The 22,948-nt window shown below is 63.0% G+C and carries 25 protein-coding genes; 20 read left to right on the forward strand and 5 right to left on the reverse strand.

The annotated features are described in order from the left end of the window. Positions 1-463 precede the first annotated feature (463 nt). From JAB8_RS07830 to JAB8_RS07845, 4 genes are all read left to right on the forward strand, one after another. Positions 464-1,459 (forward strand): RluA family pseudouridine synthase, encoded by a 996-nt coding sequence (locus JAB8_RS07830; protein ID WP_070220186.1) that lies wholly within the window; start codon positions 464-466, stop codon positions 1,457-1,459. 105 nt (positions 1,460-1,564) lie between these two features. Then, positions 1,565-2,224 (forward strand): HAD-IA family hydrolase, encoded by a 660-nt coding sequence (locus tag JAB8_RS07835; protein WP_070289164.1) that lies wholly within the window; start codon positions 1,565-1,567, stop codon positions 2,222-2,224. Next, complete coding sequence (locus JAB8_RS07840; RefSeq protein WP_070289122.1) at positions 2,221-2,598, forward strand: Rieske 2Fe-2S domain-containing protein; 378 nt, start codon at positions 2,221-2,223, stop codon at positions 2,596-2,598. The genes JAB8_RS07835 and JAB8_RS07840 overlap by 4 nt, the downstream gene beginning before the upstream one ends. Positions 2,599-2,639: 41 nt before the next feature. Beyond that, entirely contained in the window at positions 2,640-3,641 is a 1,002-nt protein-coding gene (locus JAB8_RS07845; protein ID WP_070220183.1) for a S49 family peptidase, read from the forward strand. 377 nt (positions 3,642-4,018) lie between these two features. Here JAB8_RS07845 and JAB8_RS07850 read toward each other — a convergent pair whose 3' ends face one another. Continuing rightward, positions 4,019-4,396: a hypothetical protein gene (locus JAB8_RS07850; RefSeq protein ID WP_070289123.1), complete on the reverse strand. Its 378-nt coding sequence runs from the start codon at positions 4,394-4,396 to the stop codon at positions 4,019-4,021. Positions 4,397-4,641: 245 nt separating this feature from the next. On the opposite strand from JAB8_RS07850, the gene JAB8_RS07855 reads away from it, so the two are divergent. The 11 genes from JAB8_RS07855 to JAB8_RS07905 all read left to right on the forward strand — a co-directional run bounded on the left by JAB8_RS07855 (position 4,642) and on the right by JAB8_RS07905 (position 16,015). Then, the gene (locus JAB8_RS07855; protein WP_070289165.1) at positions 4,642-5,352 is read left to right on the forward strand and encodes a 16S rRNA pseudouridine(516) synthase; all 711 of its coding nucleotides are present in this window, start codon (positions 4,642-4,644) and stop codon (positions 5,350-5,352) included. Positions 5,353-5,440: 88 nt separating this feature from the next. Further along, entirely contained in the window at positions 5,441-6,439 is a 999-nt protein-coding gene (locus tag JAB8_RS07860) for a fumarylacetoacetate hydrolase family protein (RefSeq protein WP_070289124.1), read from the forward strand. 139 nt (positions 6,440-6,578) lie between these two features. Next, the gene (flhB, locus tag JAB8_RS07865) at positions 6,579-7,772 is read left to right on the forward strand and encodes a flagellar biosynthesis protein FlhB (protein ID WP_070220176.1); all 1,194 of its coding nucleotides are present in this window, start codon (positions 6,579-6,581) and stop codon (positions 7,770-7,772) included. Beyond that, positions 7,769-9,865 carry a flagellar biosynthesis protein FlhA gene (flhA, locus tag JAB8_RS07870; protein WP_070289125.1) on the forward strand — a complete coding sequence of 699 codons (2,097 nt, stop codon included), beginning with the start codon at positions 7,769-7,771 and terminating at the stop codon, positions 9,863-9,865. Before flhB ends, flhA begins: the two co-directional genes overlap by 4 nt. 312 nt (positions 9,866-10,177) lie before the next feature. Beyond that, positions 10,178-11,506, forward strand: a complete 1,329-nt coding sequence (gene flhF / locus JAB8_RS07875; protein ID WP_070289126.1) for a flagellar biosynthesis protein FlhF — start codon at positions 10,178-10,180, stop codon at positions 11,504-11,506. Next, on the forward strand, positions 11,499-12,362 hold the full coding sequence (locus JAB8_RS07880; RefSeq protein ID WP_070220170.1) for an antiactivator of flagellar biosynthesis FleN protein: 864 nt from the start codon (positions 11,499-11,501) through the stop codon (positions 12,360-12,362). Before flhF ends, JAB8_RS07880 begins: the two co-directional genes overlap by 8 nt. A 45-nt stretch (positions 12,363-12,407) precedes the next feature. Then, positions 12,408-13,139 carry an RNA polymerase sigma factor FliA gene (locus JAB8_RS07885; RefSeq protein ID WP_010400804.1) on the forward strand — a complete coding sequence of 244 codons (732 nt, stop codon included), beginning with the start codon at positions 12,408-12,410 and terminating at the stop codon, positions 13,137-13,139. Continuing rightward, entirely contained in the window at positions 13,121-13,867 is a 747-nt protein-coding gene (locus tag JAB8_RS07890; protein ID WP_046685945.1) for a flagellar motor protein, read from the forward strand. Before JAB8_RS07885 ends, JAB8_RS07890 begins: the two co-directional genes overlap by 19 nt. Positions 13,868-13,872: 5 nt before the next feature. Then, complete coding sequence (gene motD, locus JAB8_RS07895) at positions 13,873-14,661, forward strand: flagellar motor protein MotD (protein ID WP_070220198.1); 789 nt, start codon at positions 13,873-13,875, stop codon at positions 14,659-14,661. A gap of 62 nt (positions 14,662-14,723) precedes the next feature. Further along, the gene (locus tag JAB8_RS07900; RefSeq protein WP_070220168.1) at positions 14,724-15,086 is read left to right on the forward strand and encodes a translation initiation factor Sui1; all 363 of its coding nucleotides are present in this window, start codon (positions 14,724-14,726) and stop codon (positions 15,084-15,086) included. A gap of 71 nt (positions 15,087-15,157) precedes the next feature. Beyond that, positions 15,158-16,015 carry a hypothetical protein gene (locus JAB8_RS07905; protein ID WP_070289127.1) on the forward strand — a complete coding sequence of 286 codons (858 nt, stop codon included), beginning with the start codon at positions 15,158-15,160 and terminating at the stop codon, positions 16,013-16,015. Positions 16,016-16,148: 133 nt separating this feature from the next. On the opposite strand, the gene JAB8_RS28515 is transcribed toward JAB8_RS07905, so the two are convergent. From JAB8_RS28515 to flgA, 4 genes are all read right to left on the reverse strand, one after another. Beyond that, positions 16,149-16,712 (reverse strand): FxDxF family PEP-CTERM protein, encoded by a 564-nt coding sequence (locus tag JAB8_RS28515; RefSeq protein ID WP_070289128.1) that lies wholly within the window; start codon positions 16,710-16,712, stop codon positions 16,149-16,151. Positions 16,713-17,142: 430 nt separating this feature from the next. After that, positions 17,143-17,610 carry a flagellar protein FlgN gene (locus JAB8_RS07915; protein ID WP_070220165.1) on the reverse strand — a complete coding sequence of 156 codons (468 nt, stop codon included), beginning with the start codon at positions 17,608-17,610 and terminating at the stop codon, positions 17,143-17,145. An 8-nt stretch (positions 17,611-17,618) separates the two neighbouring features. Then, entirely contained in the window at positions 17,619-17,927 is a 309-nt protein-coding gene (flgM, locus tag JAB8_RS07920; RefSeq protein WP_034754089.1) for a flagellar biosynthesis anti-sigma factor FlgM, read from the reverse strand. 111 nt (positions 17,928-18,038) lie between these two features. Further along, positions 18,039-18,734 (reverse strand): flagellar basal body P-ring formation chaperone FlgA, encoded by a 696-nt coding sequence (gene flgA, locus JAB8_RS07925; RefSeq protein WP_070220163.1) that lies wholly within the window; start codon positions 18,732-18,734, stop codon positions 18,039-18,041. Positions 18,735-18,924: 190 nt separating this feature from the next. Here flgA and flgB point away from each other — a divergent pair, with 190 nt between their 5' ends. The 5 genes from flgB to JAB8_RS07950 all read left to right on the forward strand — a co-directional run bounded on the left by flgB (position 18,925) and on the right by JAB8_RS07950 (position 22,916). Next, positions 18,925-19,377: a flagellar basal body rod protein FlgB gene (gene flgB / locus JAB8_RS07930; RefSeq protein ID WP_070220161.1), complete on the forward strand. Its 453-nt coding sequence runs from the start codon at positions 18,925-18,927 to the stop codon at positions 19,375-19,377. Positions 19,378-19,379: 2 nt separating this feature from the next. Beyond that, positions 19,380-19,781 (forward strand): flagellar basal body rod protein FlgC, encoded by a 402-nt coding sequence (gene flgC / locus JAB8_RS07935; RefSeq protein ID WP_034754081.1) that lies wholly within the window; start codon positions 19,380-19,382, stop codon positions 19,779-19,781. A gap of 15 nt (positions 19,782-19,796) precedes the next feature. Next, positions 19,797-20,495, forward strand: coding sequence for a flagellar hook assembly protein FlgD (locus tag JAB8_RS07940; protein WP_070220159.1), 699 nt, complete (start codon positions 19,797-19,799; stop codon positions 20,493-20,495). A gap of 54 nt (positions 20,496-20,549) precedes the next feature. Next, the gene (locus JAB8_RS07945; protein WP_070220157.1) at positions 20,550-22,097 is read left to right on the forward strand and encodes a flagellar hook protein FlgE; all 1,548 of its coding nucleotides are present in this window, start codon (positions 20,550-20,552) and stop codon (positions 22,095-22,097) included. A gap of 75 nt (positions 22,098-22,172) precedes the next feature. Continuing rightward, positions 22,173-22,916 carry a flagellar basal body rod protein FlgF gene (locus JAB8_RS07950; protein WP_034787153.1) on the forward strand — a complete coding sequence of 248 codons (744 nt, stop codon included), beginning with the start codon at positions 22,173-22,175 and terminating at the stop codon, positions 22,914-22,916. The last annotated feature ends 32 nt before the right edge of the window (positions 22,917-22,948 follow it).

The following is a 22,948-nucleotide window of genomic DNA, read 5'->3' on the forward strand; positions in this document are numbered from 1 at the left end:
AACTGCATCGGGGGCAGAGAATGCAAGTGGTCAGCAAATTCAGAGCCAAATCGTAAGCCGGCTCATTACAGGGATCGCGATGGCGAGGCTTGGCCTCAGCCTATTCATCGACAACCTCAGGTGACCGCATACGGGTTTGGCGAAAACGGCAAGCGTTATCAACTTCATCAACCCGCGAGCCCGACTCGATAAGTCGCGCTAACGGGTACTTATCCTTATAATCCCACACTCACTTCAGCATCTCCACGCGTTATCCGATTACAACTACGGTGCAACCTTGATTCGCGCAGGGATGGTGCATATACATTTTTTTCCACCGAATTTGCAATTTGGCGAGGCCGGTGGAGACGCCCCTGTGTAAAATGTGCTTTTATTCTTACACTCGCAGCAGCCAGGGCCGCAGCAAAAACAATTATATATTCAAAATGAAGGACTTAGAGAGATTTCTGGGAAGACATAGTAAATGAAGAGTCAAAATGATGTTGTTCCCCCTTCAACACCCCCGGTTCAGCCGCAAGCCCAATTCGTAACGATCGCCGAGGAAGAAGCAGGCCAGCGCATCGACAACTACTTATTAAGAGTGTGCAAGGGAGTGCCTAAAAGCCACATCTACCGGATCTTGCGATCGGGAGAGGTGCGCGTGAATAAAGGCCGTATCGATCAGCTGTACCGCCTCGCCGCCGGCGACGTGGTGCGCATTCCACCCGTGCGCGTGGCCGAAAAGGCGCCCACGGGCGCGCCGGCCGCCGAATTCAAGATCATCTTCGAAGATGCGCAGCTGCTCGTCATCGACAAGCCGGCCGGCGTGGCCGTGCATGGCGGCTCGGGCGTATCGTTCGGCGTGATCGAGCAATTGCGCGCCTCGCGCCCCGACGCCAAGTTCCTGGAACTGGTGCACCGCCTGGACCGCGACACGTCCGGCTTGCTGTTGCTGGCAAAGAAACGCACGGCGCTGACCAACCTGCACGAGCAGATGCGCGACGGCCTTACCGACAAGCGCTACCTGGTGCTGGTGGCCGGCGACTGGAAGAATGCGCGCCAGCATATCAAGTTGCCGCTGCATAAATATACGACGGCCGAAGGCGAGCGCCGGGTGGCCGTGCAGGCCGATGGCCTGGCGTCGCACACGGTGTTTTCACTGTTGCATAAATATCACAACTTCGCCTTGCTGGAAGCGGAATTGAAGACGGGACGCACGCACCAGATCCGCGTGCACCTGTCGTCGTCCGGTTTCCCCATCGCCGGCGACGATAAATATGGCGACTTTGCCCTCAACCGTGCCCTGTTGAAAGCCGACAGCACGCGCGGCGCCCTGAAGCGCATGTTCCTGCACGCGCACCAGATCACGTTTACACACCCTGAAACGGGCAAGACGATGACCCTGAACGCGCCGCTGGCTGCCGAATGCGAGCGTTTCTTGGTAAGCTTGGGCAAACCATTGGCCGTTGCCGCACGATAATTGGGAGTTACTTAACGATCTACCGCGTGCGCGCGACACTACTCACAAGGTAGTCAGTCGCCATCATTCATTCTCAAGGAGCCGGCGGCTATGCCGTCGGGAAACATGGCAAGAAAGCAATTTGATCTGATCGTCTTCGATTGGGACGGTACCCTGATAGACAGTACCTCGACCATCGTCAAGTGCATCCAGGCATCGGCCAAAGACCTGGGCTTGCCCATTCCCACCGAGTTGCTGGCCTCGCATGTGATCGGCCTGGGTTTGCAGGAAGCGATGCAGCTGGTGATGCCCGACGTGGAGCCGAAATACCATGCGCGCATGGCCGAGCGCTACCGCTATCACTATCTGTCGCGCGACCATGAGCTGACCCTGTTTCCCGGCGTACACGAGATGCTGCTGGAACTCTCGCAGCAAGCGTACTTTCTCGCCGTCGCCACGGGCAAGAGCCGTGTCGGCCTGAACCGTTCGCTGAATGCCGTCAAGCTGCTGTCGCTGTTCGATGCGACGCGCTGCGCCGATGAAACGTTTTCCAAGCCCCATCCGGCCATGCTGCAGGAGCTGACGCGCGAACTGGGCCAGGACATGCGCCGCACCGTGATGATCGGCGACACCAGCCATGATTTGTTGATGGCAAGCAATGCAGGTGCGGCGGGTATTGCCGTAGAGTATGGAGCGCATCCGGTGGCGCAGTTGCAGGCTTGCCATCCGCTGTATTCGGCCGCCACGGTGGCCGATCTGCACCAATGGCTGAGCGAGCACGCATGATGAGCGACGTTGTCGATGTGTTCATTTGTGCGGCCGACGCCGTGGCCGATGGCGGCAAGGGCGTGCGCTTTCCCGTCTCGGCCGGCGGCGAAACGACCACGGGCTTTGTCGTGCGCCACGGCGGCAAGGCGTATGGCTACCTGAACCGCTGCGCCCATGTGCCCATCGAGCTGGACTGGGCCGAAGGCGAGTTTTTCGAGTCCAGCGGCTTGTACCTGATGTGTTCGACGCATGGCGCCATCTATGTGCCGGAGAGCGGCTACTGCGCGGGCGGCCCCTGCAAGGGCGGCCGCTTGCGTCCGATACCCGTGACCGAGCGCGACGGCCAGCTGTATTGGCAGCCCGACGAGTATGTCCAGCCGCTGCCGGCCTGAAGCCCGGTGCAGGCATTATTGCAATTTAAACAAAGTGAACCATGAGCGAAAACACGAATGACAAGCTGGACAGCAGCGCGCCAGCCGCCGGCCACGGCGCCCCTGCGGGCAACTGGGAGCGCGACGTGCTGGAAAAGCTGGTATTTGCCACTTTGCAAGAGCAGCGCGCGCACCGCCGCTGGAGCATCTTCTTCAAGGTCTTCGGCCTGCTGATCGTGCTCTTTGCGCTGTGGGTGTTTTATGACTACAACACGGCCGACGACAGCGAGACCCTGGGCCGCCATACGGCCCTGATCGACATCAGCGGCGCCATCGAGTCCGAAGGCAGCGGCTCGGCCGCCGTCGTCATCCCCGCGCTGGACAAGGCGTTTTCCGATAGCGGCTCCGTGGCCGTGGTGCTGCATATTAATAGTCCGGGCGGCAGTCCTGTGCAGGCCGGCATGATCGTCGACGAGATGCAGCGCTTGCGCAAGGGCTATCCGGACAAGCCCTTGTATGTGGTGGTCGATGAAATGTGTGCCTCGGGCGGCTATTACATCGCGGCCGCCGCCGACCGCATCTACGTCAACAAGGCCAGCGTGGTCGGCTCGATCGGCGTGCTGATGGATGGATTCGGCTTTACGGGCGTGATGGAAAAGGTCGGCGTCGAGCGCCGCCTGCTGACGGCGGGCGAGAACAAGGGCTTCATGGACCCGTTCAGCCCCCTGACGGAAAAGCACAAGGCGTATGCGCAAGGCATGCTCAATGAAATCCACCAGCAATTCATCGAGGTGGTGCGGGCGGGACGCGGCAAGCGCCTGAAGGAAACGGCCGATACCTTCTCGGGCCTGTACTGGACGGGGGCGAAAGCCGTGGAAATGGGCCTGGCCGACGATTTCGGCACGGTCGACAGCGTGGCGCGCGACGTCGTCAAGGCGGAAGACATCGTCGACTACACGCAACATGAAGGCTTGCCGGAGCGCGTGCTCAAAAAGTTTGGCGCCGCCATGGGCGCGGGCGCCATGAAGGCGGCCGTGCAGCAGTCACAACCGGCGTTGCGCTGAGGACATCACACTTGGCTGGCAGGCAAGCCAGTCGAGAATGATTTTCAATAAGGTGGTAAATTGGCTTGAAAATGGGGCTGCTTGGGCTATAGTGAAAGCGTAGTTCTTTTCAAGGAGGGGCGATATATCAACTATGTTGTCAGTACTAACTTGATTGGCAAGTCTTGGAACTACTCGCCGCATCGCAGATGTGGTTTTGAGTGAATTTACATTCCTCACTAAAGTCCCGATGGGGCTTGGGAACGGCGGCGCAATGCCGCCGTTTCCTTTTGTTCCTCTTTCGTGCCGGATGGACCGGTGTTGCCGGATGTGGTGTCTGGGCGTGCTGGCAAGGCAGGCATGCGAGGGCAGGGCATGGCTGGTTGAATGGGCCGGTTTCAGACGGCGCAGCCGTTGCAGTGCGCGGGCACGCTACTTGCCTGCCGGGCCGGCGTTGCGACGGTGCTGGCGTTGGCGCCGGAACTGATGTCAGGCGGCGTGTCCGCCATGGCGGGCGCCGGCACGTTCTCGGTTTCCGCATCCGTTTGTGCAAAACCGCCCAGCTCCAGCCAGCACATGAAATGGCATTGGGCCTCGGCATGCCAGTGCGTCTGGCTTGCTGGTGACGGCGTTGCGTTCCCGTCCTGCTGCGCAGGGGTGTTGCTCCAGCGCGCCACGCCGAGTCTGACCTTGTGCATGGCCGCCTGTTCCGTAGCGATGCGCTGGCGCATGTCGGCGATGCTGCCTTCTAAGGCGATGGTATCGGTATGCTTCATACAATGTCCTTGTGAGTCGTTGCCTGGTTATTATTCCTAAAGCTCGTTAGGCGGATTCCTAACGAAGTTTCAGTCTATCAATGCGATATTCCAAGCGCTTGATATTTCTCAAAGGAATTGACCATTTATATCGAAATCTCACCTTGCACTTCAGCTCATCTGTGCCTGCGCAAGGCTGGTGCGACCTCGGCGGCCTGGTACAGGGCCGCTTCACGCTGCCAGCCGCTTCTGGTAAAGTCACGCCCATGAGTAAATTATCCCTAGACCGCATCCTGCAATCGCAGGGTTTTGGCACCCGTAAATATTGCCGTTCCCTTATCGAAGATGGCGATGTCGTCATCGATGGCGTCACCCAGACCAATTACCGCACCACCGTCGAGACCGACGGCCTGGTGCTGCACGTGTTCGAAGAAGAGTGGGTGTACCGCGCCCACCTGTACCTGGCGCTGAATAAGCCCGCCAACTTCGAATGCTCGCGCAAACCCAGCCATCATCCCGGCGTGCTGACCCTGCTGCCGGAACAGTTTACCTGGCGCGAAGTCCAGCCCGTCGGCCGGCTCGACCACGATACGACGGGCATGCTGCTGATGTCCGACGATGGCCCCTTTATCCATGCGCAATCGTCGCCGAAGCGTCATGTTCCGAAAATTTACCAGGCCACGACGCAAGAGCCCGTGACCGATGAACTGGTGGCCCTGCTGCTGGCTGGCGTGCAATTGCACGACGAACCGGCCCCGCTGGCGGCCCTCGTCTGCGTCAAGCGCGGCGAGCACCAGCTGGAAATCGTGCTCGAACAAGGCAAATACCACCAGGTCAAGCGCATGCTGGCCGCCGCCGGCAACCATTGCAGCGCGCTGCACCGTTCCGCCATCGGCAGCCTGACCCTGGAATCGCTGGGCATTGCGGAAGGCGAGTGGTGCTACCTGACGCCCGAGCAGATCGCTCTCCTCGCGTAAAACTCTTCTGACCGTCAAAGCCGGGAATATCCCGGCTTTTTGGCGTCTTTAGCCTTCAATTGCCTGCATTTGACGAAGTTTTCCCTACATGAAATTAGCAACCCTGAACGATGGCACGCGCGATGGCCAGCTGGCTGTCGTCTCGCGCGACCTGAAAACGGCCCATCTGGCCGACGGCATCGCCTCGACCCTGCAAAAGGCGCTCGACGACTGGAGCTTCATCGCGCCCCAGCTGGACTTGTTGTACCAGACCATCAATAGCGGCCGCGGCCATCGCGCCTTCGAGTTCGATTCCGCCAACTGCATGGCGCCTTTGCCGCGCAGCAGTTTGCGCGTGGCCGGCGCTTCTTATCTGCAGCAGATCGAGCGGGCCTGCAAGGCGGCGGGAACTGAAGTGCCCGCGAATCTGCGCGAATCGCCGCGACTGTACCAGGGCGCCAGCGACGATTTTCTCGGCGCCCACGACGACATCTGCCTGGCGCACGAGCAGTGGGGCATCGATTACGAAGCGGGCATCGCCGCCATCACGGACGACGTGGCCATGGGCTCGACGCCGGACCAGGCGCACCTGAACATCAAGCTGTTGATGCTGGTCAACGACATCACCTTGCGCAACCTGGCGCCGGACGAACAGGCGAGCGGCTACGGCTTCCTGCAGGCGAAGCCGGCCATGGCGTGCTCGCCCGTCGCCGTCACGCCAGACGAACTGGGCGACGCCTGGCGCGGCGGCAAAGTGCACTACGCGCTGCGTTGCAGCCTGAACGGCAAGTTGACGGGCCAGCCCCACGCGGGCGCCGACATGGCATTCAATTACCCGCAATTGCTCGCCCATCTGTGCCAGACGCGCAACGTGCGCGCCGGCAGTGTGGTCAGCGCGGGCGGCGTCGCCAACAAGGAGATCAAGAAGGGATTTTCCAGCATCGTTGAGCGACGTAACCAGGAGATGATCGCCGATGGCGTCGCCAGCACGCCGTACTTGCTGTTTGGTGATGTTGTTCGTTTGGAAATGCTGGGTGATGACGGCAAGTCGCTGTTTGGCGCGATCGAGCAGACCGTGAAACAGGCCGAGGCGCGCAAGTCCCGCTAAGGTTACTGGAGAGTAAAGGAAATACAGGGGATTTGCCCCCCTGTTCCGCCGATGGCGCGCGCCCGCTTGAACCGATAATGCGTCATGCCCAGTCCGTATTGCGCCTAGCCAGGCTGCAGGACTTCACCGGAGTTGATTGATGTCGGAAGACAGCGACGCAGAAAAGACCGAAGCCGCGTCACCGAAGCGCCTCGAGCAGGCGCGTGAGGAAGGCGACGTTCCGCGATCGCGTGAAGTGGCCACGTTTACGGTGTTGATGGCGTCCGGCTGCTGTCTGTGGTTTGCCGGCGACGCCATCGTGCGGCGGCTGACGGCTGTCATGGTTTCCGGGCTGACCCTGGACCGGGAGCAAATCCTCAATCCCGACGCGATGATGTTGCGCATCGGCTACGACGTGGGTTCCGTTCTGCTGACCTGCCTGCCGTACGCCGCGGCCATCATGCTCGTCGCCCTCGCGTCGCCCGTGCTGGTGGGCGGCTGGCTGTTCAGTTCCAAGGCGTTCACCCCCAATTTTGGCAAGCTCAACCCGATTCGCGGCCTGGGCAATATGTTTTCGAAGAATGCGCTGGTGGAGCTGCTCAAGGCCATCGCCAAGACCCTCGTCGTCGGCGTCGTCGCCTGGATGGTGATGCAGCATCAAAAGGATGCCGTGCTGGGCCTGTCGGTGGAATCCCTGCGCGCCGGTTCGGCCCATCTGATCAGCCTGCTGATCACGGCCTTCCTGCTGATCGTCGGCGCGCTGGGCCTGATCGCCGCCATCGATGGTCCGTACCAGATGTGGCATTACGCCAACAAGATGAAAATGTCCTTGCAGGAAGTCAAGCAAGAGGCGAAGGAGTCGGACGGCAATCCGCAGATCAAGGCGAAGATACGCCAGATGCAGCATGAAATGTCGCGCCGCCGCATGATGGCCGACGTGCCGACGGCTGACGTGGTGGTGACCAATCCTACCCACTACGCGGTGGCCTTGAAGTATGGCGAGAATTCGCGCGGCGCGCCGCAGGTGGTGGCCAAGGGTATCGACGAAGTGGCGGCGAAGATCCGCGAACTGGCGGGCGAACACAAGGTCGCCATCCTGGAAGCGCCAGCCCTGGCGCGCGCGCTGTACAAGCACACGGACATCGGCGACGAGATTCCCGAGGCGCTGTATGGCGCCGTGGCCGAAGTACTGGCCTACGTGTTCCAGCTGCGCAGCTACGGCAACGGCCATGGCGAGCGCCCCGACAAGCCGAAAAAACTCGACGTGCCGCCCGAGCTCGATCCGCTCGACCCCGCATCGCAGACCAAACCCGCGGCAGACGCGGCAGACAAGAATAAAGGAAGTACACCATGAACGGCCTGAGATTGCCAGCCTGGCTCAGCGGAATGGGCAACAACGCCAGCAAGGGTGTCGCCGCGCCGATCATCATCATCATGCTGCTGGCGATGATGGTGTTGCCGCTGCCTGCCTTCATCCTCGACATTTTCTTCAGCTTTAATATCGCGCTGTCCATCATCGTGCTGCTGACGGCGCTGTACACGGTCAAGCCGCTCGACTTCATGGCCTTCCCGACCATCCTGCTCGTGTCGACCATGCTGCGCCTGTCGCTGAACGTGGCGTCCACGCGCGTCGTGCTGACGGAAGGCCACACGGGCGCCGACGCGGCCGGTAAGGTGATCGAAGCGTTCGGTCACTTCTTGATTGGCGGCAACTACACGGTCGGTATCGTGGTGTTTATCATTTTGACGATCATCAACTTTACCGTCGTGACCAAGGGTGCGGGCCGTATCGCCGAGGTGGGCGCCCGCTTCGCGCTGGACGCCATGCCTGGTAAGCAGATGGCCATCGATGCCGACCTGAACGCCGGCCTGATCGGCGAAGACGAAGCGCGCCGCCGCCGCACGGAAGTGGCGCAGGAAGCGGAATTCTACGGCGCCATGGACGGCGCCAGCAAATACGTGCGCGGCGACGCCATCGCCGGCATCATGGTGACCGTCATCAATATCGTCGGCGGCCTGCTGGTGGGCTTGCTGCAGCATGACATGGGCTTTGCCGATGCGCTGAAGAACTACACGCTGCTGGCCATCGGTGACGGTCTGGTGGCGCAGATTCCTTCGCTGATCATTTCCACGGCGGCCGGTATCGTCGTCTCGCGCGTGGCCAGCGAACAGGACATCGGCACCCAGTTGGTGGGGCAATTGTTTGCGAAACCGCAAGTGCTGTACATTACCGCCGGCATCATCGGCGGCATGGGCCTGATTCCCGGCATGCCGAACATGGTCTTCATCCTGCTGGCGTCATTGCTGGCCGGCTCCGCCTATTTGATCAGCAAGAAACGCACGCAGGAAAAAGCGGCGGCCGAAAAGCCGGCCGAAGCGCCGCCAGCCACGGTGGCGCCCGAGCAGGAAGAAGCCAGCTGGCAAGACATCATGCCCGTCGACACCCTGGGCCTGGAAGTGGGCTACCGTTTGATCCCCCTGGTCGACAAGACGCAGGGCGGCGAATTGCTCAAGCGCATCAAAGGCATCCGCAAGAAATTTGCCCAGGAAGTGGGCTTTCTGGCGCCGCCCGTGCATATCCGCGACAACTTGGAATTGAAGCCGTCCGCCTACCGCATCACCCTCAAGGGCGTGGAAGTGGGCGTGGGCGAAGCGTTCAACGGCCAGTTCCTGGCGATCAATCCCGGCATGGCCAGCGGCACCTTGCCGGGCCTGGCCACGAGCGACCCCGCGTTCGGCTTGCCTGCCACCTGGATCGACGCCAGCCTGCGCGACCAGGCCCAATCGATGGGCTACACGGTCGTCGATGCGGGCACCGTGGTGGCCACGCACTTGAATCACCTGATCACCTCGCATGCGTCCGAGCTGCTGGGCCGCGCGGAAGTGCAGTCGCTGCTCGACCACCTGGGCAAGGATGCGCCGCGCCTGGTGGAAGACCTGGTGCCGAAGATGCTGTCGCTGTCGACCCTGCAGAAAGTGCTGCAGAACCTGCTGGCCGAGGGCGTGCACATCCGCGACATGCGCACCATCATCGAAACCCTGGCCGAGCATACGGTCCATACGCAAGACCCGAACGACCTGACGGCGCTGGTGCGCGTCTCGCTGGGCCGCGCCATCGTGCAGCAGCTGTTCCCCGGTGCGGCCGAGTTGTCCGTGATGACCCTCGACAGCCGCCTGGAGCGCCTGCTGATGCAGGCGATGGGCAATGGCGGCGACGGCGCCGGCATCGAGCCGGGCCTGGCCGATACCATCGCCCACCAGGCGGGCCTGGCCGCGCAGCAGCAGGAAGCGCTGGGCCTGACGCCCGTGCTGCTGGTGCCGGCGCCGCTGCGCGCCCTGCTGTCGCGCTTCCTGCGCCGCGCCTTGCCGCAGCTCAAAGTGCTGTCGCATGCGGAAGTGCCGGAAACCAAGACGATCCGCGTCACGGCGCTGGTGGGGGCGCAATAGTCGACAGCATTAGTACCGGGGTCAGACCCCCTCCAGCGTTAGCGCGGAGCTTTGCGTTAGCGTTAGTGGGGGTCTGACCCCAGCTTCTCAGCCCTTGCTTTTGGTCAAATAAACATCAATTTCCTGCCGGCAAACTGAATAACGGGTACTTTCCCGTCCTGTTCCTTCGATCATTTCCTGCAAGCATCGCTAATAATAGAAACTGTCCGGGTGATCTGTGTCCATGTGGAAGACAGCACCCAAGCAACAGGAGTCGATGATGGTCACACAGTTCAGCCAATATTGCGCCCCCCCCGCCTTGGGAGGCCGGTCATGAATGTGAAGAAATTTACGGGCGCCTCGTCGCGCGATGCGCTGCGCAAGGTGCGCGAAGCATTGGGTCCCGACGCCGTGATCCTGTCGAACCGCCAGACCGATGGCGTGGTGGAAATCCTCGCGCTGGCCAATGACGATGCCGCTTCGCTGGCCTCGCCGCCGGCCGCGTCCGAAATGGCCCAGCCCCGTCCCCAGTTGCAGACCCAGTTCGCCACGCCGCAGCGTCCGGCCGCCCCGGCCCAGCGCCCGGCCGCACCGCGTCCTGCCGCGCCGCGCCAGGCAGCCGGCGAGCCAGTGGACATGGCCCGCATGCAGCAGATGATGGCCAGCGCGCTGGCGCACGTCAAGGAAAACGCCGCCGCCGAGATGAGCGGCATGATGAATGAAATCCGCGCCATGCGCGGCATGATGGAAACCCAGCTGGCGGAAATTTCGTGGGGTTCGACGCAGCAGCGCGAGCCGCAAAAAGCCGTCGTGCTGCGCGAAATGCTGGCGGCCGGCTTCTCGGCCAGCCTGGCGCGCTACCTGATCGACAAGCTGCCCGCCGGCCTCGACGGTGCGCAAAGCATGCGCTGGATCAAGACCGTCCTGAGCCGCAACCTGAACACGGTCACCAATGAAGACGCCATGCTGGAGCAGGGCGGCGTGTTCGCGCTGGTCGGCCCGACCGGTGTCGGCAAGACCACCAGCACGGCCAAGCTGGCGGCCCGCTGCGTGATGCGCCACGGCCCGGAAAAGCTGGCCCTGATCACCACGGACGCCTACCGTATCGGCGCGCACGAACAGCTGCGCATCTACGGCAAGATCCTCGGCGTGATGGTGCATTCGGTGAAGGACGAAGCGGACTTGCGCATCGCCCTGAAGGAACTCAAGAACAAGCACACGGTGCTGATCGATACCGTGGGCGTGAGCCAGCGCGACCAGATGGTGACGGAACAGGTGGCCATGCTGTCGGGCGCCGGCGCCGACGTGAAGCGTTTGCTGTGCCTGAACTCGACGGCGACGCAGGAAACGCTGAACGAAGTGGTGCGCGCGTATCAAGGCAGCGGCCTGGCCGGCTGCATCATGACCAAGCTCGATGAAGCGGCGTCGATCGGCAACGTGCTCGACGTGGTGATCCGCCAGAAGCTGAACCTGTTTTATGTGTCGAACGGCCAGCGCGTGCCGGAAGACCTGTACCTGGCCGACCGCGGCTACCTGATCGACCGCGCCTTCAAGCTCAAGCGCGACTCGGCGGCCACGCAGTTTTCCGACGCCGAACTGCCGCTCCTGATGGCGCAGGCGGCCGCCCGCAACAATGAAGCGCGCGGGGTGCACCTTGGCTAATTTCGATTTCGACCAGGCCGAAGGCTTGCGCCGCATGCTGGCCGGCCCGCAGCCGCGCGTCATGACGTTCCTCTCGGCCACGCCGCAGGACGACAAGGGCGCCATGCTGGTCAACCTGGGCGCTTCGCTCGCCTATGGCGGCAATGATGTGCTGCTGCTTGACGCCAGCGGCGGCAGCGATGGCGTGGCTGCACGCCTGGGACTGGCGCACGGCGCCAGCCTGCGCGACGTGGCGCGCCAGCAGTGCGGCCTGAACCAGGTCATCCATCAGGTGCCGCAAGGCTTCGGCGTGGCCAGCCTGGGCGCGCGCAACCACCTGATGGACAGCATGGACTATGCGGGCGAGGACGAATTGCGCCGCCTGGGCAAGACTTTCGAGGTGCTGGCGCGCCAGAGCGGCATCGTGCTGGTCGACGGCGTCGTGGCCGACGAGGGCGATTGCTTCCCCGTGCCCTTGATGGCCTCGTCGGATATCGTGGTGCAAGTGTCGACCAGCGCCACCTCGATCAAGGCGGCGTACTGCCTGATCAAGCGCCTGAGCCAGGAACTGGGACGCCGTCCGTTCGGCATTCTCGTCACGGGCGCTTCCGAATCCGAGGCAAAAGTGGTATACGATAATATGGCACAGGCGGCGAGCCGCTACCTGGCCGTGAAGCTGACCTCGATGGGTTCGGTGCCTGCCGATGAATATCTGCACCGCGCGGCGCGCCTGGGCCGCAGCGTGGTCGATGCGTTTCCGCTGGCGGGCGCCTCGGTGGCGTTTCGCGGACTGGCCGAGCGGCTGGCCCGTTCGGCGGCGCCGGTGCTTGGCGGCACCTTGTACCAGACGGGGAGCCCGCACCAGTTCAGCGCCTGAATCGAACCGCAGCACCAGATAAGATGAGAAAACAATAAGCAGCCTATGTACACGGTCAAAGGGAAATCGAACAAGGACTATTTGCTGACGGAGCACATTCCGCTGGTGAAGCGTCTGGCGCACCATATGAAGGCGAAATTGCCGCCTTCGGTCGAGGTCGATGACCTGATCCAGGCCGGCATGATCGGCCTGCTCGATGCCATTAGCCGCTATGAAGAGACGCATGGCGCGCAGTTCGAGACCTATGCCGTGCTGCGTATCCGCGGCGCCATGCTCGACGAATTGCGCACCAGCGACTGGCTGCCGCGCAGCATGCGCCAGAACATGCGCAAGATCGAGGAGGCGATGAGCACCTTGCAGCAGCGCCTCGGCCATCCGCCGACGGAATCGGAAGTGGCGAAGCTGCTCAAGATGTCGCTGGCCGACTACCAGGAAATGCTGGGCGACGGCGGCGGCCACCAGCTCGTGTATTACGAAGACTTTCATGACCCGGACGGCAATGACAGCTTCCTCGACCGCCACTGCGTGGACGAGGACAGCGACCCCTTGCGTTCCCTGCTCGATACCGATTTCCGGCAATCCGTGATCGATGCCATCGACGCGCTGCCACCACGCGAGAAAATACTCATGGGCCTGTATTACGAAGAAGAGCTGAACCTGAAGGAGATCGGCGCGGTGATGGGCGTATCCGAATCGCGCGTCTCGCAGCTGCATACCCAGGCCGTCGCGCGCCTGCGCGCAACCTTGAGGGAGCAGGCGTGGACTGGTCCAGCGTAATCGGGCTGGCGCTGGCGCTGGCCGGCCTGTTGGTCGGCCAGGCACTGGAAGGCGGCAAGATGGCCTCCCTGCTGCAGCCGGCCGCCTTTGCCATCGTCATCATCGGCACCTTTGGCGCCGTGCTGCTGCAGACGCGGCTGCGCACTTTCGTGCGCGGCCTGGAAATGCTGCGCTGGGTCTTCCTGCCGCCCGCCGATACGCGTGCCGCGCTGGCGCGCGATATCGGGCAATGGAGCCTGACGGCGCGCCGCGACGGCCCGCTGGCGCTCGAGCGCCTGATGGAAAACACGGCCGACCGCTTCAACGCCAAGGGCTTGCGCATGATCGTCGATGGCATCGCGCCCGACAAGCTGCGCCAGCTGCTCGACGTGGAAATTTCCGCCTATGAAATGGCCGAGCGCCAGGCCGTCAAGGTGTGGGAATCGGCGGCCGGCTATTCGCCCACCATCGGCATCCTGGGCGCCGTGCTGGGCCTGATCCACGTGATGGAAAACCTCACCGACCCGAGCAAACTGGGCAGTGGCATCGCCGTGGCCTTCGTCTCGACGATTTATGGCGTGGGCCTGGCCAATCTGCTGTTCCTGCCGGTGGCGAACAAGCTCAAGGCCATCGTCTCGCGCCGCGTGCTGCAGTATGAAATCACGGCCGCCGTGCTGTACGACATCGCCACGGGCGACCATACGCGCATCATCGAAGAGCGCGTGTCCAGCCTGCTGCACGAGCACTGATCATGATGCGGCGCGCGCGCAGGAAGTATGACGAGGAACCGGACAACCAGGACCGCTGGCTGATTTCGTACGCCGACTTCATCACCTTGCTGTTCGCGTTCTTCGTCGTGATGTACGCGATTTCGCAAGTCAACGAGGGCAAGTACCGCGTCTTCCAGAATGCCATCGGCCAGGCCTTCAGCCTGGAAAAGGGCGCGCCGCCCATCATCATGGAAGCGCCGCAGGCGATCCCGCTGCCGAACCCTGCCCTGAAACGCCGCACGGAAGCGATCCGCCGCGAGCGCGAGCACATGACGCGCCTGGCGCAGGACCTCACATCCACGCTGGCGCCGCTGGTCAAGGAAGGCAAGGTGCGGGTCACGCAGACGAGCCGCGGCGTGAGCGTGGAAATCAATGCCAGCGTGCTGTTCGACCCGGGCGCGGCGCGCCTGACGGCGGAATCGGACCAGGCCCTGCGCGCCGTCGCCGTGCTGCTCAAGGATGACACGCACGACGTGCAGGTGGAAGGGCATACGGACGTGCAGCCGATCAGCAATTCCAATTTTGCCTCGAACTGGGAATTGTCGGCCGCGCGCGCCAGCGCCGTGGTGCGCCTGTTCATCGCCAGCGGCGTGCAGGCGTCGCGCCTGACGGCGGTGGGCCACGCCGACAATATCCCCGTGGCGCCCAACGAAACCCCGGAAGGGCGCGCGCGCAACCGCCGGGTCGCCGTGACGATCCTCTCGGGCATCCCGGAAACGGTGACGGAAGTGCCGACGGCGCCTGTGGCGCCGGCACCGGTTCCCGCCAACTGAACGCCGCCGCTTGCTACAAGCGCGGCCATCTTTCCTTTATTTCTACCTATTATCTCTCCATCATGAAAAGCAGCTCCCTGGGCGGTCTCGTCTATTCCACTGAAACGGGCCGCATGTGTCCCGCCTGCCGCCAGCCGCTGGCGCAATGCGCGTGCAAGGCGCAAGCCAGGACGGCGCCGGCGGGCGATGGCGTGGTGCGCGTGTCGCGCCAGACCAAGGGCCGGGGCGGCAAGAGCGTGACCGTGGTCAAGGGCTTGGCGCTGGACGCCATCGCGCTGGCCCTGCTGGGCAAGCAGCTGCGCACGCAATGCGGCTCGGGCGGCACGGTCAAGGATGGCGTGATCGAAGTGCAGGGCGACCATGTCGAAACGGTGATGGCGGCGCTGGCCAAGCTGGGCCACCAGCCGAAAAAGGCCGGCGGCTGAGCGTGCGGAGGCGTGCGGCCTGCTGCCGTGCGCCTGTGGTAACGTGCATTTCCTTTTATGCGCCACCTCATATGAACAGCAAACTGAGCGGTATCGCCATCGTCGCTGCCATCGCGGCAGTGCTGGCGCTCGTGTACTGGCCCGCACCCGATGGCGGCGCGCCGGACACTGGCGCCACCGCTGCCGCCAGCGCGCCGGCGGGACGCAGCCTGGCGTCGTATTTGAATATCGACGCCACCCCGGTCGCCGATGCCGCGCCCGTTGTCGTGTCCCTGGCACAGCGGCTCGAACGCCTGGGCGCCAGCGGCAAGCCGGAGGACGCGTATGCGGCCTACAACCTGATCGACGACTGCATCGTCTTCCAGCGCGAAAACCGCTTGCCGGGGATGGAATTCGAGTTGGGGCGCGAGATGACGGTGGAAGAAAAAACCGCCCAGCAGCAGCTGTGCGCGGGTCTGACGCAGCGCCAGCGCGAGGACCGCCTCGGCTACCTGGCCACTGCCGCGCAAGGCGGCGTACCGGGCGCGGCTACCCTGTTCCTGTCGGAAGGTCCGTTCGGCGACCGCAGCGCGCTGCGCAACCGTCCCGATGATCCGCTGGTGCAGGCATGGAAGCGGCAAGCCATCGCCCAGCTGACGGCGCAGGCGGATGAGGCGGAACTGACCAGCGTGTCGACCCTGATGATGGCCTACCTGCGCGATGGCGACGTGGTGCAGAAAGACGCGCCGCAAGCGTATGGCTACCTGCTGGCCCTGCGCATGGTCTACGACGACATCCTCACGCCCGGCACCACGAATCCCTACCAGGACAGCTACTGGCACTGGCTGCAAAACGAGTTGACACCCGAGCAGCAGGCCGCCGCCCTGATCAAGGCGAATGGCATCGCCGCGAAATTCCGTCAGCATACGGGCCGGCCCACGCACGGTTGAGTGCGTAGACCAGCCCCTGCACAGGCTGGCCCGTGCATAAGCCAGTCCGTGCATAGGCCAGTCCGTGCATGGCGTCGCCGCACCGGCGCCAGGTCTGCCAGCTACGGCAGTGCTTGCAGGCGCCGGGTGCGGGTCAGGCAGCCGTCTTGCGGCGCCGTACGCTATACCCGATCAGACCCAGTCCCACCAGCAGCATGCCGTAGGTTTCCGGTTCGGGCACGGCCGTAGTGATGGAAATGTCCAGCACGGAATCACGCACGCCGAGGCCGCTTGCTACGAGGGTATAGGTGCCAGGTCCCAGCAGGCCGTTGAAGGTGGAATGGGCGAAGCTGCCCAGTACGCCCGTGAACGTATCCGATTGCACCAGGTTGTTGCTGGCGTCGAACAAGTCGATGTTGACGCCAGTCAGGCGGGGACCGAATTCACTGGCGCCCGTGACCAGCCAGGCGGCGTTGCCCGTGAACGATTGCACGCCGCTGCCGACCGTAAACGTGGTCGTTTGCAGCAGCGAGCCGCGCTCTGTCGTGAAGGTGTCGACGAACAAGGTGTCTTGCGCCAGCAGCGGCGTGGCCACCACGGCCGTCGATACGAGATGGTTGTAGAACACGGCTTGCGTCTCGGCCTGCGCGGCTGGCGCCAGCAGGGTGCAGCCGAGCAGCAGCGCCGCGCCAGCCTTGGTTACTGAGAGAGAGTTCATATCATGCTCCTGTGTACTTGCAGTTGAAGTGGTGTGCGTCATGGCGCAGCGCAAAAGCGCAAGCCGGACGCGTGCAATGGATTAGCTATGCCTGCGGGAATGATGTTCGTGTCGGCGAGGAAAGTCCCACCATGTATTGGTGCGGCGTATGCTAGGGATTAGCATATAGTCATCATTCCCCTCAAGTTTGAGCATGCTCAAATGTGTGGGCGTGAAGGGGGGGGGGCGCTGTTGTTTCTGCGTGCGGCGTTGTGGCGGGAGTGCGGGCATGCCGGCTCCGCCGCAGCCTCCCTGGAGGGGCGGCGCGGCGGTGATGTGCAGGATGGTCGTGATATGGGGCCGCTGTTCGGGACGGCGTCAGGCGTGCAGCAATGGCTTATTGCTGTGCCTGTCGCTGCTGTTACCTGCGCTGGGGGAAGACGGGAGGCGCTTAGCCGATGACGACGCGCCGGCTGGCCGTGTTTGCCATCGGTTGGCCGCTGGGGCCGTAGAAATTGCCGCTTTGGGCAGTGGGGCGCATGGCGTTCAGGGCGCCTTGCGTGTGCAGCATGTGTTTGTTGACCAGCAGGCTGTTCAGCCGGTTCTGTTCCTTCGCTTCGCGCGTCGTCTCGAGCAGGGCTTTCCACAGGGGCGCCGCCTCGGCATCGCTGGTGCTGACCAGCCAGTCTTCCATGCCCGCTTCGGCGGCCGTGAAGCCCGCCGCCGCCAGCGCCTGGTGGCGTTGCGCCGCCAGCTGGCTCAATTGTCCGACGAGCGCCGTCTTGCGGGCCGTGAGCTCCGTGATTGCATCGATGTCAGCCGCAACCAGATGCCGCTGTTCTTCTTTCATCAATGCCAGCAATGTGGTCATGAGCTGTTGCTCGTCGCGCAGGCTGGAAAACGGAGTCACTGATTGCATGAGGTAACCTATCTATTTCGTGAGTGCAGCAAGTCCTTGACCGTGTCGAGGAGACCGTCCGCCACTTTTTCAGAGTTGACCTGGAACTGGCCGTCGGCGATCGCCAGCTTGATGCGTTCGACTTTCTTCGTGTCGAACACGGCGCCGCTGCCGGCAGTTGCACTGGCCGCTAATGCCTGTCCTTGCGGCGACAGGCGTACATTGTCCGACGTTGTCGGTGTTGCCTGGGCTTTCTCGGCATTCCGGGCGCCCGAGGTATTCGCGGGCGCCACCGGCAGGCCGGGATTGCTTTTAATGGTGTTATCGGTAATTTTCACAGCGTGATCCTCGTCTGGTCGAAGTCAAAAAACTCCGGGATATGTGTCTTTATCGGCACCTTCTTCCGAAACTTTAGTGCACCAGACCACAATATCGCTGTCCATCCGAGTTTAAAAGGCGACCTCCACCATGCCGCCAGCCCGCGCCACGCCGCTGATCTGCTGGCCGCTCTGCGTGCGTACCTGTACCGTCTGACCGTCGCCGGCGCTGCCGATGGCGCGTCCTTCTGATGCCACTTGGAAACCGTTGCCGCTGGAAACGACGCGCACCAGCTGGCCCTGCATCACCACCGGCTTGCGGCGCAGGGTGTCGAGGCGCATCGGCGTGCCTGGCGGCAAGGAAATATTCGTGCTGGCGCCCACGACCTGGGCCATGTCTGTGGCGATGCCTGCCGGCAATGCTGCCAGGTCGCCCTGCATCGTCACCAGCTGGCTGGCATCGATGGCTTGCCCTTGCGCCAGCGGCACGGCGCTGGCCACATAGTCGCCCACGACGGCCACGTTCGCCTGCAGATAGATGGTCCAGTTGGAGGGGGCCGTGCAGCGCACGCCCACGGTCGTCTTGCCCCAGGCGCGCGCGCCTGGCGCCATGAAGGCTTGCGGCGCGGGGCAGGCGGCCAGGTTCAGGCGCGGATCGACGGCGCCGACGGTGACCGTCACCTTGCCCGGCAAGCCGTTGCTTTGCACTTGCAGGAATTGTTCCACGCTGTTGCGCAGCGCTTCCGGCGTCTGCCGGCCGGCGTTTTGCGCCTGCGCCAGCAGTGGCAGGGCGGCAAGAGCGAAGAAGAAAGCAAGCGGTGTTTTCATGGTATAGGCCTCTGGAATAGTGCCATGATAGTGCGCGCCGCCCCGTTTGAAGCGACGATTAAGGGGTAAAAGTACGGTCTGATCCGGCGATGGTCTTGCCGGCGGGCGCCGTACTATGTTTCCTGTCATCACTATACCGCCATCCTTCCGCCATCTCGGGCGCCAGTGGCAGATCTTTCCGGAGCCTGACATGATAGGGAAACTCGACGATTACATGCGCTTCAACGAGACGGCGCTGAGCCTGCGCTCGACGCGCCAGGAATTGCTCGCCTCGAATATCGCCAATGCCGACACGCCCAACTACAAGGCACGCGACGTCGATTTCGCCAGCGCGCTGAAGGGAGCGATGGCACGCAAGGATGGCGTGCAGCCGGCCCTGAAGGGCACGGCGCCGCAGCATATGCCGGGCAAGGGCGTCGCCGCCGCCGTGGGTGGCAGCACGGGCGGCAAGGTCGAGACCCTGGCCGACGGCACGCCGCTGCTGTACCGCGCGCCGGCCCAGGGCGCCGTCGATGGCAACACGGTCGACATGGACCTCGAGCGCAATGCCTTTGCCGATAACGCCATCCGCTACGAGGCGGCCGTAACGTTCCTCAACTCGCAGATCAAGGGCATGCTGACGGCCATCCAGGGAGGACAATAATCATGTCGCTATTTAATATTTTCAATGTTTCCGGTTCGGCCATGAGCGCCCAGGCGCAGCGCCTGAACACGGTGGCCAGCAACCTGGCCAATGCCGACAGCGCCACCAGCGCCACGGGCGAAGCCTACCGCGCCAAGCAGGTGGTGTTCGAAGCCGTGCCCATGGCCAATGGCGCCACGGCCGTCAAGGTGCAGAAGGTGATCGAAGATCCGTCGCCGATGAAGCTGGTCTACGACCCGAAGAATCCGCTGGCCGACGAGAAGGGCTACGTCACCATGCCCAACGTGAATACGGTCGACGAGATGGTCAACATGCTGTCGGCCTCGCGCTCGTACCAGACCAACGTGGAAACCATGAACGCGGCCAAGTCGCTGCTCCTGAAAACCCTCACCATCGGCCAATAAGGCTGACTGACCATTATGGCAACCATCGATACGAGCAAAACCGTCACCACCGACCTGATGGCGACGATGAATCCGAAGAAGACCACGGCCGCGAAGGGCAGCGTCGAGGAAGAAACGAACAAATTCCTGACCCTGCTGGTGACCCAGCTGCAAAACCAGGATCCGATGAACCCGCTGGACAATGCGCAGCTGACCAGCCAGTTGGCCCAGCTGTCCACGGTGACGGGCGTCAACAAGCTCAATACCACGCTGGAAACGCTCAAGACCAGCTACCAGCAAGCCGAATCCATGCAGGCGGCCAATATCATCGGCCACGGCGTCTTGACTGCAGGCAAGAGCATTAACCTGAGCAAGAGCGCGGCCCTGCTGGGCGTGGACCTGGCGACGCCGGCCGACAGCGTCAAGGTCACCATCTACAACAGTACGGGCAAGGAAGTCCATTCCATCGACCTGGGCCCGCAGGACGCGGGTACCTTGCCGCTGGGCTGGAACGGCTCCACGGCAGAGCTCGACAAGGACGGCAAGAACATCGTGCTGCCTGACGGCGCCTATACGTTCTCGGTGGAAGCCAAGCGGGGCGGCGCCAAGCTGACCGATGCGGCGGCGCTGATGTTCGGTTCGGTCGCCAGCGTGTCGACGGGCGCCGGCGGCGTGAAGTTGAATGTGCCGGGCGTGGGCAGTATCACCATGGCCGATGTGAAACAGATTTTGTAAGCCGCTCATTTGTAGCGTAGACCCTCTACCCCTATTTTCTACCAGGAGAACACAATGTCTTTCCAACAAGGCCTGAGCGGCTTGAACGGCGCCGCCAAATCGCTGGACGTCATCGGTAACAACATCGCCAACTCGGCCACCGTGGGTTTCAAGCAATCGCAGGCGCAGTTCGCCGACATCTATGCCAACTCGCTGTATGGCGTGGGCGGCAACCAGCCCGGTATCGGCGTGTCCGTGTCGCAGGTGGCGCAGTTGTTCAACCAGGGTAACCTGGAAAGTTCGTCCAATCCGCTCGACATCGCCATCAACGGCGGCGGTTTCTTCCGCACCAGCGTGAACGGCGCCATCCAGTACTCGCGCAACGGCCAGTTCCAGGTCGACAAGAACGGTTTCATCGTCAATGCCCAGAAAGCCCAGCTGACGGGTTATCCGGCCGATGTGAACGGCAAGATCCTGGCCGGCGCCACCGTGCCGCTGCAGATCGACCCGTCCGACATGGCGCCGCAGGCGACCACCAAGGTCGATACCCAGGTCAACCTCGATTCCAATTCGGCCATGCCGACCGTGGTGCCGTTCACCGTGGGCGAGCAAAAGTCGTGGACCAAGCAATTCCCCGTGCCCGTCTACGATTCGCTGGGCAACTCCCACACCATGTCCAATTTCTACGTCAAGACGGGTACCAATACCTGGGATGTCTACACGGCCACTGACGGCAAGGAAATCACCAGCGCGAAAGTGGTCGCCGCTGCGCAAACCGATGCCGCCTCGCTGGCCGCGCGCGCCGCCTATCAGGCCGCCGTCACGGCCGTGCCGCTGGTGCCCGCCAATATCACGGCCGCCGCCGTTGCCTATGGCAATGCGGCCGGTGTCGCCATACGCACCGCCGCCGCCGCGGCCGGCGCCAGCCCGGCCCAGCTTGCCGCCATCAGCGCCACCTATGGCAGCGCCGTGCCCAACGGCGTCAATTCCAGCCTCACGCCGGACCAGATCGACAGCAGGATCTCCGCGGTGACGGAAGTGCCCGCCGTGAAGTCGGCGTCGCTGGTGTTCAACAGCGTCGGGAGCCTGGACAAGGCCGCCATGCTGGCCCTGACGCCGCCGCAAACCCTGCCGGTGACGGTCAACCTGCCCGTCTTCCCCGCCACGGGCGCGAACGCGAATCTGGCGATCAAGGTCGACTTCACCAATTCGACCCAGCTCAGTTCGTCCACCAGCGAAAAGCGCACCGTGGCCGATGGCTATGCGGCTGGCCAGCTGGACCGTTTCGTCGTGGGTTCCGATGGCGTGATCCAGGGCCAGTACAACAACGGCAAGACGCGCGACCTGGGCCAGGTGGTACTGACCAAGTTTTCCAATCCGAATGGCCTTGAGCCGCTGGGCAACAATGCCTGGGCGGAAAGCTCGACCTCGGGCAGCCCGATGACGGGCGAGCCGAGCTCGGGCGGCCTGGGCGACTTGCGCGCCTCGGCCGTGGAAGTGTCGAACGTGGACCTGACGGCGGAACTGGTCAACATGATCACGGCCCAGCGCGCCTACCAGGCGAATGCGCAGACCATCAAGACGCAGGATTCCGTCATGCAAACACTCGTCAACCTGCGTTAATAGTACCGGGGTCAGACCCGCCGGGTCTGACCCCAGCTTTCTGCCTTGGGTTGAAGGCAACAGGAGAAATAAAAAATGGACCGTCTCATCTACACCGCCGGCTCCGGCGCCAAGCACATCCTGGACAAGCAGGCGACCACGGCGAACAACCTGGCGAACGCCACCAGCACGGGTTTCCGCGCTCAGCTCGACTCGTTCCGCGCCGTGCCCGTGGTGGCCGACGGCATGATGCCGACGCGTGCCTTCGTCGTCGATTCGACGGTCGGTTCCGACTTCACGCAAGGCCCGATGCAGCACACGGGCCGCGCGCTCGACGTGGCCGTGGAAAACGGCGGCTGGATCGCGGTGCAGTCGGCCGACGGTTCCGAAGCCTATACGCGCAACGGCGCCCTGAAGCTCAATGAAAACGGCATGCTGCAGACGCAGTCGGGCCTGATGGTGCAGGGCGATACGGGCCCCATGGCCATTCCGCCCGGCGTGACGGTGGCCATCGCCAGCGACGGTACGGTGGGCACGATATCCACGGACGTGCCGCCAGGCCCGTCGACGGTGCTGGGACGCATCAAGCTGGTCAACCCGCCCGAGCAGCAACTGGTGCGCGGCGACGACGGCCTGTTCCGTCTGAAGGATGGCACGGTGGCGCAGGCCGACCAGGCCGTCAAGCTGACCACCGGTGCCCTGGAAGGCAGCAATGTCAGCCCCGTCGACTCCATGGTCAGCATGATCGCTCTGGCGCGCCAGTTCGAAACGCAAATGAGCTTGTTGAAGAATGCCGAGAATAACGCGGCGAAAGCCACCCAGATCCTCGCTTTGAATTGATGGGGACCACGGCATAATGGTCACATAGAAAT

Origin of the sequence: Janthinobacterium sp. HH106 (genome assembly GCF_001758725.1) — a bacterium.
Lineage (GTDB): Bacteria > Pseudomonadota > Gammaproteobacteria > Burkholderiales > Burkholderiaceae_D > Janthinobacterium.